Genomic DNA, 13,776 nt, shown 5'->3' with positions numbered 1-13,776 from the left:
ACTCATGCAATTTACCATTGTGCAGTGCAATACGGATGTGCCGGAAAAGACGGTTGCCTTTAAACCGCCAGGGGGAACCATTGGCCGCAGTCAGGATAACGACCTGGTGCTGCCCGATGAATCGCGGGCGATTTCGCGTTTGCAGGCGTTGGTGCATTTGTCACCCGAAGGGGAATGCCGTCTGACCAATCAAGGCAGCGTAACCTCCGTGGTGTTGAATGGCGTCGCGCTGCAGCGGGGTTCTCAAGTACGGCTCCAGCATGGTGATGCACTGCAAATCGGCGATTACGGTCTGGAAGTGCGTGACCCGGCCTGTCAGAACGCGCAGCAGGACGATCCGCTGGCATTTTTCGCCGACAGCGCCGCCGATCCGCTTGGAATGCAGCAGGAACATACCTACATTCCTGAAGCCGCGTCCGCGCGCCAGGAGCGCCGCACCGACCCACGTTTGGCTATCGATCCGCAAAGTGATTCGCTCGCCGTGCCCGCTACATTGGCTCAGCCCGATCAGGACAAGCTGATCGCCGCGCTGCTGGAAGGCATGGGCCTGAATAATGGCCATCCCACTCCGTTTACGGAAGAGCAGATGCGTATTACCGGCCGTATGCTCAGCCTGTTTTCACAAGGCACGGTTGCCCTGCTCTCTTCACGATCGATTCTGAAACGCGGCGTGAAAGCGGACATGACCATGATCCTCAATGAGGCCAACAACCCGTTCAAAATTTTGCCCTCCGGTAAAACGGTGCTGATGCAGATTTATCAGAGCCAAATGCCGGGCTTTATGCCGCCGGAAGCCGCCGTTCGCGATGCGCTGGTCGATCTGCAAGCGCACCAACTGGGGATGATTGCCGGTATCCGCGCGATCATCGCCGCGATGCTGCAATCGTTCAATCCGCAGCGGTTGGAAGAAGAGGCGCGGAAAGATGGCATGCTGCCGAAATTTGCGTTTAACGGTGGGCGTAAAGCAGCGATGTGGGACTATTTTTCGCGCCACTATCAACGTACTGCGGGTGAAATTGAAGATGACTTCCACACCTTGTTTGGTGAAGCCTTCCTGCACGCTTACGATATGGAAGTGAATCAATATAAAGATTCCCAGACACGGACTGAAGACGCATGAAAATGATGTTTGCCAGCCGCTGCCAACAGGGAATGCGCGATGAAAATCAGGATCGCACCGGTACTGAGTTTGATGAACAAAAAGCCTGTTTTCTGGTGTGCGATGGCGTAGCCGGTTTGCCTGGTGGCGAGATGGCAGCACAAATAGTGCGCGACAGTTTACTAACGCAACTGCACAACAGCGTGGAATTCACCCCAGAAAGCACCCGGGCAGCGATTGAACAGTGCCAGCAGGTACTGCTCGACGCGCAGGGAAAAAATCCGAAATATGCCCGTATGAGCACCACGCTGGCAGCCCTGTTTATTGATCGCGAAAAGCAGCGAGCATGGTGGGCGCACGCTGGAGACAGCCGGGTTTATCACTTTCGTCACGGGGTATTGAGCCAGGTGACGCGTGACCACAGTCTGGCCCAGCAGTTGCGTGAGGCAGGCTATGAAAATACCGGAATTAACAGTAATTTACTTTATAATGCGCTCGGCGTTGAGCCCGCTCGTCCTGCGACCTTCAGTGAAGTGATCTCGCTGACCGATGGCGATGCGTTTCTCGTCTGCACCGACGGATTTTGGCTCAATCTGACCACCCACGAGATGGAACAAGCCCTGCGCATGGTCAACGCCTGCGAAGAGTGGCTGACTTTGATGGAACAAGCCGTTAACCGCAGTGTAAAAAACGACAATCTCAGCGCTCTGGCCATCTGGATTGGCGAACCGCAGGAAGCGACGCTGCTTTACTCCCAGGCTGATGCGGCACGTTTTCTGCCGACACGTTATTGATCCCAAGGACCTTTATGAAAGTGTGGTTGCCGGGCTTAGCGACCCTGTTGCTGGCTCTGAATGCGCAAGCTGATGACTATCGTGTGGTGTATTCGCCGAGTCTGTCGCTGGAAGTGTATATCGATAACGTGGCGAGCAACTCGCCTAACGACTGGTGCAAAGAGACGCTGCCGCTGCGCATTGTTTCCGGCAAGAGTACCGACTCCAGCATTCTGACCAGCTTCCTGCCGCGCGTCGGTACGCTGCTGGCCAATCAGTGTGGCACGCTGGATGAAATCCCGTGGCAAATGACCAACAAAGACGGCAGCGTATTGGCGAACGGCAGTGCGGCTAAATTACAGAACTGGCGCCCAATCGTGATCAACGATGCGACGGCCAGCGCCAGTGCCAGCAATGCCGCCCCGCTGGATTTATCGCGCCCGGCTGACAATACCCCACTGCAGCATTTTGCTTTACCTGCAGGTTGTCACTTCCGTACCTCGTGGGATGAAAACGGCGATTCGCTATTTATTCCGGACAATCCGCAACAGCACTGCTCCACCGAAGGCTGGCTGGAAGGCCCGAGTGAACTGTCGCTGATGAGCGGAGATAAAACCCGCTCTCTGGCGGTGAATTTCTATCAAGGCTATCCGATTGCTAACCTCAAATTGAGCGGCCCCGCATTGGAAGTGGTCGCAGTGAATAAGCAGCGCATGATTGTCACGCGCCCGGATGCTGAGGATAGCTGGTTGGTGCTGCCGTTTGACAGTCAGCAACATGTCTGGCGCTTTACAGGCAACCTGCTGATTAAGATGGATAAGACCGTTGGTCAAGACAGTGACGCGGTAAAGAGTCGGGTTGAGACTTTACGCGGCGTTTGGTCGTCGCAGTTTATGCCACAGCAAAAAGTGACTGTGTTACTGATTGACACCCTGCATGCGGATCTTGCGGATCCGGCGATTGGTGCCTGGCGTAACATTAATTAATTAGCGGTCGTCGCCTGACGTCAAACAGACTGGCAGGCGCTACAGGACGTGTTCAGAGAGTTCACTATGTCGGCAAACGAAAACCACACACCGAATGCCCTGCCTGCGGGTTACCGGTTTAATGAATTTGAAATCAAGGAAGTGATTGGCGGCGGTGGCTTTGGCATTGTTTATCGTGCCTGGGACCATCAGCTGGAACGGACTATCGCTATCAAAGAGTACATGCCGGTTTCACTGGCGGTGCGTGCGGATGACCTGTCGCTGGAGTTACGCGGTGAGCGCTTCCAGAAACTGTTTAATGCCGGTCGCAGCAGTTTTATCCAGGAAGCCCGTCTGCTGGCGCGCTTTAATCATCCCGGTTTGCTGCATGTGTTGCGCTTCTGGGAAGAGAATGACACCGCGTATATGGGCACGCTTTATTACAGCGGTATGACGTTGAAAGAGTGGCAGGTTACCAGCCCGGATAGTATCGATGAAGCCTGGATTCGTCGCCTGTTACCGCCGCTGTTTGGTGCCATCAACACCATCCACGCCGCCGGTTATCTGCATCGTGATATCTCGCTGGATAATATCCAGATTCAGGAAAATCAGCTGCCGGTATTGCTGGATTTTGGTTCAGCGCGGAAGGAAATCGGTAATCTCTCCGATGAAACCGAGATCATGCTGAAACCCGGCTTTGCGCCGATCGAGCAGTACAGCGAAGAAGGTGAAATTGAACAAGGGCCGTGGACTGATATCTACGCACTTGGCGCGGTGCTGCACAATCTGATCGCCGGTCACGCGCCGCCGGTCAGCGTGGTGCGCTGCATTGAAGATAACTATCAGCCGCTGGTAGAACGTCAGCCCGAAGGTTACTCGCTGCCGCTCCTGCATGCGATTGATTGCGCGCTGGCGATGAAACCTGCCGACCGCCCACAGAGCATTGATGCCTTCGCCAGTTTGATTGATCTGCCGGTCAGCGACGTTGAAGCGCTGGTCACCACCTTCCCGGTGGCAGCAGAAGCCCCTGCGGCTGAGCCGGTCGCCATTGTCGTGCCTGAACCGCAGGTTATGGCGGTGAATCATGCTGCGGCCGCGATTGAACCCGTGACACCACGTAACGTGCGCCGCCTCTCGCCGGGCCTGGTGGCCGCTGCCGCAATTGCTATCCTGGCGGTGGTGGTCGTGGTGTGGAAAACCAACCGCCACAGTGAGACCGCGCCAATAGCCGCCGCGCCTTCTGCGTCAGCTCCGGTAGCCAGTAATAATGCAGCAGGCAGCGCGCCAAGCCTGGCGACCGTTTATCTCCGTTTGCAGGAGGGCGAAAAAGTGCTGCTTAACGGCGAAGCGAAAGATGTAAAACCCGCCAGCAGTGGTTTTGCTTCACTGAACCTGGCGGCGGGAAATTATCGTATAGAAGTGCATAACGGCAGCCAGGTGCTGAGCCAGTCGTTAACCATCGACAAGCCGGGAACCTGGCTGATTAATCCGGGTAAGCCTTGATTAGCGCGCTGTAGATTGCTGCAGCGCCCTGACTTCCGCCGCCAGACGCGTTAACGCGTCTTCCTGCATGCCGCGTTTCCCCAGTTCCTGCTCTAGCGAGTACAGGTATTGTGCATTGGTCCCCAGCGGTCCGCTGGCCTGGGCGATCAATGGCGCGATAGTGCTACGACAGGAATCCGCTTCATACAACGGGTGGCGCGGGTCCATGATAAACACCAGCGCCGTGACGGTGCGGTCATCATCCAGCTCCAGCTCACACCATGTCGGCAGATAGCAGCCGGTGATCATCTCGCGCTTCCACAACAGTTCCAGTTCGTCGTGCAAACGCGCCTCCGGCAGGCGAAAAGCCAGCCCACTGGTGGAACCCCCTTCTTTCAGCGCCAGCATGCGGCCAGGTGCGGAGACGGTGCCGCGTCCTGCGGTGAGACGCAGGCAGAACGCACGGTGCCATCCTTCCAGGCGTCCGGAAGAGACTTCTTCAGCTTCAAATACTGGGTTCCACATCAGGGAACCGTAGCCAAAAATCCACACCGGGCTTTGGTCAGGGCGACAGGCAAGCGTGGCAGCCAGCGATGCGGCGCGCTTTTCACAGCTCCACAGCAGCGACTCGTCGATATCACCAAATGACGTTTTACAATCGGCTTTTAACAGAAATTCCCGGGTTAACAATGCGACCTCCTCTACTGCGCTGACATCCTGTCGGTTCGGCTCCTCAAAAAAGATGTCTTACAGGCAACACGCGTTCGTCGACTTAAGAGAAGACATTAATGCATTTTTAACAATAGTTTCAAGATTGACCCCGATCACAAAGGGGAAATTCTTTGTAAATAGCATCGGCTGCCTGGTGAAGAACTTAAATAAAGTGAAGATCGAAGGTCAGATTTTACGAGCGAATGAATGATCTGATCCGTCCCTTTTCGCCTCCCAGTCCAAGCCAGGGCGATAAACACGTACTTTACTCAATCCACCTTCATCAATTCAGTCATAAGCAGAATAAAGACTATTAATCCTCACAAATTTTGGCTTTATTCACGAAGATAATAAACTTTAATTATTTCTCAACTCGATGAATTTAGCCTGTTATCGTGGGATAACTGACACTTTCACTGTGTTAGCGATAAAAAGGCACTAAAGTAAAGTCGCGTAAAAAGCCTGCAACACAATTGTTGAAAAGTTACACTGCGTAGCGTCATAAAAGTCATTATATTTATCAGGCACTGATCGCCTGTTTTTGTTGTTTTTGCCGGAGAGGATGGTGAATGGCTACACATGAGAAAACCCGACACACCGAGTACTCGCTGATTTTTCCTATTATTGCCCTGACCGTGCTGAGCTTCTTTGGCGGTCAAACGTCATTGATGCCCGTTATCGGCATCAACCTATTGGCGCTGGTAGCCATTCTTTGCAGTGCATTTAGCGTGGTGCGACATGCTGACGTACTGGCACACCGCCTGGGTGAACCCTATGGCTCACTGATTCTCAGTTTATCTGTGGTGATTCTGGAGGTCAGCCTGATCTCCGCGCTTATGGCCACCGGCGATGCCGCACCGGCCTTAATGCGCGACACGCTTTACTCCATCATTATGATAGTGACCGGCGGCCTGGTCGGTTTTGCGTTGCTGCTGGGCGGCCGTAAATTTGCCACGCAGTACGTCAATCTGGCGGGGGTTAAGCAGTACATGATCGCCATTTTCCCGCTGGCGATTTTAGTCCTGGTATTCCCTAACGCACTGCCGGGCGGCAATTTCACCACCGCGCAGGCACTGATCATCGCAGCGATTTCCGCGGCCATGTACGGCGTGTTTCTGCTGATTCAAACCAAAACGCATCAGAGCCTGTTTGTCTACGAACACGAAGATGAAGGTGATGATGGCGATCCGCATCATGGTAAGCCATCAGCGCACAGCTCGTTGTGGCACACCGTTTGGCTGATTGTGCATCTGATTGCCGTTATCAGCGTCACCAAAATGAACGCCAATACGCTGGAAAGTTTGCTGACTGAACTGAATGCACCTGAACAGTTCACCGGTTTCCTGGTCGCGCTGCTGATTCTCTCGCCAGAAGGTTTGGGAGCGATTAAAGCGGTATTGATGAATCAGGTGCAGCGCGCCATGAACCTGTTCTTTGGTTCGGTGCTGGCGACAATATCTTTGACGGTGCCTGCCGTGAGCATCATCGCGACGCTGACCGGCCAGGAGTTAGTGTTTGGTCTTGAGCCGCCACAGATGGTGATCATGAGTGCCGCACTGATTCTGTGCCACATTTCATTTTCGACGGGCCGTACCAACGTGCTCAACGGTGCCGCGCATCTGGCACTGTTTGCGGGTTATTTGCTGACGATTATGCTGTAGCGTCCCAACCCTGGTTTTGATGCCATAAAAAAGGCGCCTGTCGGCGCCTTTCTCACATCTGCACTCAGCAATTAGTTGCTGGTATCCAGCTCTGGGAAGTTCTTCACCAGGTCATCGATGGCTTTCATCTGCGCCAGGAACGGCTCCAGCTTATCCAACGGCAACGCGGAAGGACCATCGCATTTAGCGCTGTTCGGTTCTGGGTGCGCTTCAATAAACAGACCCGCAATGCCAACTGCCATACCGGCACGTGCCAGTTCAGCTACCTGCGCACGACGGCCGCCTGACGCTGCGCCAAACGGATCGCGCGTTTGCAGCGCGTGGGTCACATCGAAGATCACCGGGCTGTTGTTGGTGACGTTCTTCATCACGTTGAAGCCCAGCATATCGACAACCAGGTTGTCATAACCGAAGTTGCTGCCGCGATCGCACAGGATCACTTTGTCGTTACCGCCTTCAGCGAATTTGTCGACAATGTTACCCATCTGGCCAGGGCTGACGAACTGAGGTTTTTTGATGTTAATGACCGCACCGGTTTTCGCCATCGCTTCTACCAAATCGGTCTGACGCGCGAGGAACGCAGGCAGCTGAATCACATCCACCACATCCGCCACTGGCTGCGCCTGTGAAGCTTCGTGCACGTCAGTGATGATTTTCACGCCGAAAGCCTGCTTCAGCTCCTGGAAAATCTTCATGCCCTCTTCCAGACCCGGACCACGGTAGGATTTGATCGATGAGCGGTTGGCTTTATCGAATGAGGCTTTGAACACGTAAGGGATACCGAGTTTGTCGGTTACTTTTACGTAGTGTTCGCAAATACGCATGGCGAGGTCGCGCGATTCCAGCACGTTCATACCACCAAAGAGAACAAATGGCAGATCGTTTGCGACCTTGATATCGCCAATATTCACTACTTTCTGAGTCATGCCCTTTCCTTTTTATCGAGGGACGCTTAGTGCAGCGTCACCTGTTTCTGTTCAATTGCGTGAATCTGCACTTTAATCATTTCGCTGACCGGGTCCTCAGGACACTGCTCAACGAAGTAGGTCAAATCGGTGAGCGCGATATGCTCGCACTCCAACTGAGCGTAGATTAAACCCCGATCGCGTATTTCATAGGGATCATCGGGATCAATCTGCAGTAACACCTGGCTGACATTCAGCGCCAGTTCCATCTGCTTCTCTTCCATCAGCGCCGCTTTCAGCGTATCCAGCATTTTACGCATTACGTTGATGGTCTTAGCTTCATCAAGATCATCATTGTAGAGCTTGGCGGTAGGGCTAATATTGCCTTTCAGCCACACTTCCAGCGTGTGGGTATCCAGCGTTTCACCGTTGAACGGATTGATCAGCCACATTTCGCCATCCAGCCAGTCTGCACGCAAAATCAGCTGGGTCGGGAAAATCACCGGCATCAACGGCAGTTCCAGCTCATCCGCGATGTGCAGCAAAATGACTCCCAGCGATACAGCAGTGCCCTGACGGCTCTTCAGCACTTTATCGATCCACAGCGCGTCGGACAAATTGTAGACGCCGCTGGCGCCGCCAAATCCCCATTCACGATAGAACAGTTCAAGCAGCTTGCCTAACTGCAGGTCGGCATCTTGTTCGTTGCTGACATACTCGCGGGCTTCTTCTACTAACGCCGCTAACTGTTGCTGCACAGAGGGCGCGGAAAAATCATTGCGTATGGCGCAGGTCGCACCAATCACCGCTTCACTCAACGGTGTTTCATTGTAATCAAGTTGCTCTGGCGAGGTCATGCTATCCCCAATATCGGCATTTTGGTCATCGCCAGCTTAATCACAATCAGCAGTGCTACGATTGCAACCAGGCAGGCGATCCAACGTGTCCCCATCTTGCGCGGGCGACGGCTCAATGCCACGGAACCTAAGGCGATGTAGATAATAACCCCTAACAGCTTCTCAGTCAGCCAGCTTCCTTGCAGTGAGAACGGATAAAAGTGGGTGATCAGCACCAACCCCACGCCGCTCAATAGCAGGAAAGTGTCATTGATGTGTGGCGCGATACGCACCCAACGACGCTGCAACATCGCGGAACCGGTGGTTAACCAGTAAAAACGCACGAGAAACAAGCTGATGGTGAGGGCAACCGTCAGGAGGTGAAAATGTTTAATCAGCGGGTACCAGCTTGCCATCATGCTTCCTTAAATCAAAAAAATTGCCCAAGAGTGACGCGCGGATTGCCGCCATAATCGTTAACGCTGCTGACCTGCTGATAACCGTGCTGCGTCATAATGGCGCGCACCGCTTCGTCCTGCTGCCAGCCGTGCTCCAGCAACAGCCAGCCGCCAGGCTGCAACCATTGAGGGGCACTTTGAATAATAAAGCGGAGATCGGCCAGTCCGGCATCTTCGGCAACCAACGCGCTGAGCGGTTCGAAACGCACATCGCCCTGCTGCAGATGCTCATCGGTGGCATCGATATAAGGAGGATTACTGACAATCAGGTCAAAACGTTGGCTGGGGAGTTCGCTGAACCAGTGGCTGAGCTGGAAACGGGCGTTGCTGATGTGCAAACGCTGGGCATTTTCTTCAGCGAGGGTCACGGCAGCAGCAATACGATCACAGCCGATCACCTGGCAGTCGGGACGTTCGCTCGCCAGGGCTAACGCGATGGCACCGGTGCCGGTGCCGAGATCCAGTATCGAGGCCGGTGCGGCGGGCAGATGCGCCAGCGCCTGCTCCACCAACACTTCAGTGTCAGGGCGCGGGATTAAGGTGGCATCATTGACGCGCAACGGCAGCGACCAGAACTCGCGTTCACCCACCAGATGCGCAATCGGCTCACCCGTAACACGACGCGCCAGTAACGCATCGAGTTGAGCCAACTGAGCGGCGTCGAGTTCGGTGTCATCAAACGCCACCAGCCAACTGCGCGACTTTCCGGTGACGAAACCCAGCAGGATTTCCGCGTCCCGTTTTGGGCTGTCTCCGCCACAGAGCACAACCACCGCTTGCTTCAGCCAGTGGCGAATCATCATCAGTCTTGTCCAGCCAGCGCCGCCAGCTGATCGGCCTGATACTCCTGCACAATCGGCTCAATCAGCGTATCCAGCTTGCCTTCCATCGTCTCATCCAGACGGTAAAGCGTCAGGTTGATACGGTGGTCGGTAACACGACCCTGTGGGAAGTTGTAAGTGCGGTTACGGTCTGAACGGTCACCGCTGCCCAGCAAATTGCGGCGCGTTGACGCTTCGGCTGCGTTGCGTTTGGCGGTTTCGGCGGCATGAATACGCGCACCCAGAACGGCCAACGCTTTGGCTTTGTTCTTATGCTGCGAACGCTCGTCCTGACACTCCACCACAATACCGGTTGGCAAGTGAGTAATACGGATCGCGGAATCAGTGGTGTTAACGTGCTGACCGCCCGCACCCGATGAACGGAAGGTGTCGATCTTCAGATCGCCTGCGTTAATTTCCGGCATGTCTGCTTCTGGCAGCTCCGGCATCACCGCTACCGTGCACGCCGAGGTGTGAATGCGGCCCTGTGATTCGGTTTCCGGTACACGCTGTACGCGATGGCCACCCGATTCAAACTTCAAACGGCCATAAGCGCCATCGCCAATAATGCGCGCAATCACTTCTTTGTAACCGCCGTGTTCACCTTCGTTGGCGCTGATGATCTCCACCTGCCAACGACGGGCTTCGGCGTAACGGCTGTACATGCGGAACAGATCGCCGGCAAAATGGCGGCTTCATCCCCGCCGGTACCGGCACGGACTTCGACAAACAGGGACGTTCATCATCGGGATCTTTCGGCAGCAACAGTACCTGCAGCTGCTGTTCCAGCACTTCACGTTTCTCACGCGACAGTTTTAATTCTTCGCTGGCCATTTCGCGCATTTCGGGATCGTCGAGCATCATCTCAGCGGTTTCGACATCTTCCTGCACTTGCTGCCACTCTCGGAAACAGTGCGTTACGTCGGTCAGCTGCGCATATTCACGTGACAATGCGCGAAAACGTTCTTGATCGCCAATCACGCCGGCATCGCCCAGTAACGCTTCCACTTCTTCGTGGCGTTCCTGGAGGGCTTCCAGCTTGGCAACAATAGAGCTCTTCATGTAATTGTGGGTATCCCAGTGATAGGTCGTGACAGACCAGATTACTCTAATCCGAGGCTGTCACGTAAGATCTGCAGGCGTTCGCTGTCGCCATCGCGCGCGGCCTGCTGGAGTGATTTGGTGGGTGCATGAATAAGACGGTTGGTCAGCTTATGCGCCAGGTCCTGCAATACTTTTTCGGCATCCGCGCCCTGACGCAGCGCGGCAATGGCACGCTCCTGCAATTCAGCACGGACGTCGTCAGCCTGCGAGCGGTATTCACGAATGGTGTCGCCGGCGCTTTGCGCACGCAGCCACGCCATAAATTCACCGCTCTCCTGCACCACAATACTTTCGGCTTGCACGGCGGCGGCTTTACGCTGCGCCATATTCTGCTCAATGATCGCCTGCAAATCGTCAACGCTGTACAGATAGGCGTTAGCCAGTTTGCCCACTTCAGGTTCGACATCGCGAGGAACGGCGATATCCACCAGCAGCATCGGCTGGTTACGACGCGCTTTTAACGCGCGCTCCACCATGCCTTTGCCAATAATCGGCAGCGGGCTGGCGGTCGAGGAAATAATGATGTCGGCATCCGCCAGGCGCGTTTCGATATCGCCTAAACCGATCACTTCTGCGCCAACTTCGTTGGCCAGCAGTTGGGCGCGCTCACGGGTGCGGTTGGCGATCATCAGCTTCTGCACTTTATGCTCACGCAGATGACGCGCCACTAACTCGATGGTTTCACCAGCACCCACCAGCAACACGTTGACGGTGCTGAGTGATTCAAAGATTTGACGGGCCAGAGAACAGGCCGCGAAGGCCACCGAAACGGCATTCGCACCGATTTCGGTTTCGGTACGCACCCGTTTCGCGACGGAGAAGGTTTTCTGGAACATGCGCTCCAGCTCACTGCTCAGCGCATGGTCACGCGAGGAATCCGCATGGGCTTTTTTAACCTGCCCGAGAATCTGCGGTTCGCCTAGCACCAGCGAATCCAGACCGCTGGCAACGCGCATCAGATGGCTGACGGCGGCGTTGTCCTGATGCCAGTAAAGGCTCGCACGGACATCCTCTTCACGCAGATCGTGATACTCACATAACCAGCGCACCAGTCTCTCCTGCAAATCCGTCTGTTGCTCTACGCTGAGGTAGAGTTCAGTGCGATTACAGGTTGAGAGCACCACACCACTCTGCACCATCGGCTGGGACAGCAGGCTGTTAAGCGCCTGATCCAGCGAGTCTGGCAGAAACGCAACGCGTTCGCGCAGCGCAACAGGTGCGGTCTTGTGGTTGATTCCGAGAGCTAGCAGCGTCATGGTGATCGGCTTGGGATGTCCCAATGATTGTCAGGGTTTTGTGTTGCGCATTCTACAAGATGCCACAGATCAAGAAAAGCCATACAAAGGCTATGACTGTAATAAGATTAAACTGATCGTGCGCAATTATCCTTACATCAGCATTGACGGCGCAGAATTGGATGGTTAGCGTTGTCGGTTAGGAATTAAAAACGTGTTGAGGAGACGACCACGTGATGCATTTGCCCCCGCGCCAGCTGTTGCGCCTTTTGCCCCTTGCCAGCGTATTGCTGGCTGCTTGTAGCATCAACAAACCACAAGGTCCCGGCCCCAGCACCACGTCACCCCAATGGCAGCAACATCAGCAGGCCGTTGAAAAAATCACGCAGTATCAAACGCGCGGTGCGTTTGCTTATCTGTCTGATAAGCAAAAAGTGTATGCGCGCTTTAACTGGCAGCAAACCGCCGCCGATCGCTATCGCCTGCTGTTAACTAACCCGCTTGGCAGCACCGAGTTGCAGCTGGATGCCCAGGGTTCGGTGGTGCAAATCGTCGATAACAAAGGCAAGCGCTACGTCAGCAACGATGCCGAGAAGATGATCTCTCAGTTAACCGGTATGGATATCCCGCTGGCAAACCTGCGTCAATGGATGATGGGCCTGCCGGGTGATGCCACAGATTATCAGCTCAACAGCAGCTATCAGTTGCAGAGCGTAAACTACAGCCGTAATGGCCAGCAGTGGAAAGTGAATATCTCGGATTACGACAGCAAGGTTAATCCACCGCTGCCTGCAAATCTGGAGCTGACCGAAGGCGGCCAGCGCATCAAGCTGCGGATGGATAGCTGGACCACGAAATGATCACCACCTGGCCCGCCCCGGCGAAACTGAACCTGTTTCTCTACATTACCGGTCGTCGTACTGACGGCTACCACAATCTGCAAACGTTGTTTCAGTTTCTGGACTACGGTGATGCGTTAGAGATTACGCCGGACAGCAGCGATGCTATTACGCTGCTGACACCCTTACCCGGCGTGGCGGATGAAGATAACCTGATTGTGCGCGCGGCGCTGATGCTAAAACAGGCCGCCGCCGCACGCGGAACGCTACCCCATCACGCCGGCGCGAACATCGCGCTGAATAAACGCCTGCCAATGGGCGGTGGTTTGGGCGGCGGTTCTTCTGATGCGGCAACGGTATTGGTCGCACTGAATCATCTGTGGCAAACCCAGCTCAGCGTGGATGAGTTAGCCACGCTGGGGGTGGCGCTCGGTGCCGATGTGCCTGTTTTTGTGCGGGGTCACGCGGCGTTTGCGGAAGGGGTTGGCGAGCAGATACAACCCGCTGAACCGGCGGAAAAATGGTATCTGGTCGCGCATCCTGGCATCAGCATTGCCACCCCCGATATCTTTCGCGATCCCGACTTGACGCGCAATTCACCAATACGCACATTAGATGAACTGTTACAGCGTCCTTTTCACAATGATTGTGAAGCTGTGGCAAGAAAACGTTTTCGCGAGGTTGATGCGCTGCTTTCCTGGCTGCTAGAATACGCGCCGTCGCGCCTGACCGGGACCGGATCTTGTGTATTTGCTGAATTTAGCACCGAATCCGCTGCTCGTCAGGTGCTGGAGCTTGCCCCGAAATGGATTTGCGGATTTGTGGCGCGCGGGCTTAATATCTCGCCGTTGCATCGCACCCTTTCCGGGCTCTAAGCGTATGCGTGA

Annotated in this window: 13 protein-coding genes and 1 pseudogene; 7 read left to right on the top strand and 7 right to left on the bottom strand. The window is 54.8% G+C overall.

Going from position 1 to position 13,776, the window contains the following annotated elements; translation table 11 throughout:
* The first annotated feature begins 4 nt into the window (after positions 1-4).
* From tagH to HA45_RS25355, 4 genes are all read left to right on the top strand, one after another.
* On the top strand, positions 5-1,120 hold the full coding sequence (tagH, locus tag HA45_RS25370) for a type VI secretion system-associated FHA domain protein TagH (protein ID WP_100700764.1): 1,116 nt from the start codon (positions 5-7) through the stop codon (positions 1,118-1,120).
* Positions 1,117-1,893, top strand: a complete 777-nt coding sequence (locus HA45_RS25365) for a PP2C family protein-serine/threonine phosphatase (RefSeq protein WP_100700765.1) — start codon at positions 1,117-1,119, stop codon at positions 1,891-1,893. Before tagH ends, HA45_RS25365 begins: the two co-directional genes overlap by 4 nt.
* A 14-nt stretch (positions 1,894-1,907) precedes the next feature.
* Positions 1,908-2,858, top strand: coding sequence for a hypothetical protein (locus HA45_RS25360; protein WP_100700766.1), 951 nt, complete (start codon positions 1,908-1,910; stop codon positions 2,856-2,858).
* A gap of 66 nt (positions 2,859-2,924) precedes the next feature.
* Positions 2,925-4,340 (top strand): serine/threonine protein kinase, encoded by a 1,416-nt coding sequence (locus HA45_RS25355; RefSeq protein ID WP_100700767.1) that lies wholly within the window; start codon positions 2,925-2,927, stop codon positions 4,338-4,340.
* On the opposite strand, the gene HA45_RS25350 is transcribed toward HA45_RS25355, so the two are convergent.
* On the bottom strand, positions 4,341-5,009 hold the full coding sequence (locus HA45_RS25350; RefSeq protein WP_167390559.1) for a gamma-glutamylcyclotransferase: 669 nt from the start codon (positions 5,007-5,009) through the stop codon (positions 4,341-4,343).
* A 590-nt stretch (positions 5,010-5,599) separates the two neighbouring features.
* Here HA45_RS25350 and chaA point away from each other — a divergent pair.
* Positions 5,600-6,691 (top strand): sodium-potassium/proton antiporter ChaA, encoded by a 1,092-nt coding sequence (chaA, locus tag HA45_RS25345; protein ID WP_100700769.1) that lies wholly within the window; start codon positions 5,600-5,602, stop codon positions 6,689-6,691.
* Between the two features lie 71 nt (positions 6,692-6,762).
* On the opposite strand, the gene kdsA is transcribed toward chaA, so the two are convergent.
* From kdsA to hemA, 6 genes and pseudogenes are all read right to left on the bottom strand, one after another.
* Positions 6,763-7,617 (bottom strand): 3-deoxy-8-phosphooctulonate synthase, encoded by an 855-nt coding sequence (gene kdsA / locus HA45_RS25340; RefSeq protein WP_100700770.1) that lies wholly within the window; start codon positions 7,615-7,617, stop codon positions 6,763-6,765.
* 26 nt (positions 7,618-7,643) lie between these two features.
* A complete protein-coding gene (sirB1, locus tag HA45_RS25335; RefSeq protein WP_100700771.1) occupies positions 7,644-8,453 on the bottom strand; it encodes an invasion regulator SirB1 in 810 nt (269 codons plus the stop codon).
* Entirely contained in the window at positions 8,450-8,848 is a 399-nt protein-coding gene (locus HA45_RS25330; protein WP_100700772.1) for a SirB2 family protein, read from the bottom strand. Before HA45_RS25330 ends, sirB1 begins: the two co-directional genes overlap by 4 nt.
* Before the next feature lie 14 nt (positions 8,849-8,862).
* On the bottom strand, positions 8,863-9,693 hold the full coding sequence (gene prmC / locus HA45_RS25325; RefSeq protein ID WP_100700773.1) for a peptide chain release factor N(5)-glutamine methyltransferase: 831 nt from the start codon (positions 9,691-9,693) through the stop codon (positions 8,863-8,865).
* Positions 9,693-10,773: pseudogene (gene prfA, locus HA45_RS28795) on the bottom strand (peptide chain release factor 1). The gene prmC and the pseudogene prfA overlap by 1 nt, the downstream one beginning before the upstream one ends.
* A 41-nt stretch (positions 10,774-10,814) precedes the next feature.
* Positions 10,815-12,071: a glutamyl-tRNA reductase gene (hemA, locus tag HA45_RS25315; RefSeq protein ID WP_100700775.1), complete on the bottom strand. Its 1,257-nt coding sequence runs from the start codon at positions 12,069-12,071 to the stop codon at positions 10,815-10,817.
* 215 nt (positions 12,072-12,286) lie between these two features.
* Here hemA and lolB point away from each other — a divergent pair, with 215 nt between their 5' ends.
* Both lolB and ispE read left to right on the top strand, forming a co-directional pair.
* Positions 12,287-12,910: a lipoprotein insertase outer membrane protein LolB gene (lolB, locus tag HA45_RS25310; RefSeq protein WP_100700776.1), complete on the top strand. Its 624-nt coding sequence runs from the start codon at positions 12,287-12,289 to the stop codon at positions 12,908-12,910.
* Positions 12,907-13,764 (top strand): 4-(cytidine 5'-diphospho)-2-C-methyl-D-erythritol kinase, encoded by an 858-nt coding sequence (ispE, locus tag HA45_RS25305; RefSeq protein WP_100700777.1) that lies wholly within the window; start codon positions 12,907-12,909, stop codon positions 13,762-13,764. The genes lolB and ispE overlap by 4 nt, the downstream gene beginning before the upstream one ends.
* The last annotated feature ends 12 nt before the right edge of the window (positions 13,765-13,776 follow it).

It is taken from the genome of Pantoea rodasii, from assembly GCF_002095465.1.
Taxonomy (GTDB): Bacteria; Pseudomonadota; Gammaproteobacteria; order Enterobacterales; family Enterobacteriaceae; genus Pantoea; species Pantoea rodasii.
The sequence above is the reverse complement of the archived record's forward strand: the minus strand, read 5'-3'. Positions and strand labels throughout refer to the sequence as shown.

Coding starts and splice junctions, on each gene's coding strand:
- kdsA (WP_100700770.1), bottom strand. CDS start 7,617: ATGACTCAGAAAGTAGTGAATATTGGCGATATCAAGGTCGCAAACGAT.
- HA45_RS25355 (WP_100700767.1), top strand. CDS start 2,925: ATGTCGGCAAACGAAAACCACACACCGAATGCCCTGCCTGCGGGTTAC.
- HA45_RS25360 (WP_100700766.1), top strand. CDS start 1,908: ATGAAAGTGTGGTTGCCGGGCTTAGCGACCCTGTTGCTGGCTCTGAAT.
- HA45_RS25365 (WP_100700765.1), top strand. CDS start 1,117: ATGAAAATGATGTTTGCCAGCCGCTGCCAACAGGGAATGCGCGATGAA.
- sirB1 (WP_100700771.1), bottom strand. CDS start 8,453: ATGACCTCGCCAGAGCAACTTGATTACAATGAAACACCGTTGAGTGAA.
- prmC (WP_100700773.1), bottom strand. CDS start 9,693: ATGATGATTCGCCACTGGCTGAAGCAAGCGGTGGTTGTGCTCTGTGGC.
- lolB (WP_100700776.1), top strand. CDS start 12,287: ATGCATTTGCCCCCGCGCCAGCTGTTGCGCCTTTTGCCCCTTGCCAGC.
- HA45_RS25330 (WP_100700772.1), bottom strand. CDS start 8,848: ATGGCAAGCTGGTACCCGCTGATTAAACATTTTCACCTCCTGACGGTT.
- ispE (WP_100700777.1), top strand. CDS start 12,907: ATGATCACCACCTGGCCCGCCCCGGCGAAACTGAACCTGTTTCTCTAC.
- hemA (WP_100700775.1), bottom strand. CDS start 12,071: ATGACGCTGCTAGCTCTCGGAATCAACCACAAGACCGCACCTGTTGCG.
- chaA (WP_100700769.1), top strand. CDS start 5,600: ATGGCTACACATGAGAAAACCCGACACACCGAGTACTCGCTGATTTTT.
- tagH (WP_100700764.1), top strand. CDS start 5: ATGCAATTTACCATTGTGCAGTGCAATACGGATGTGCCGGAAAAGACG.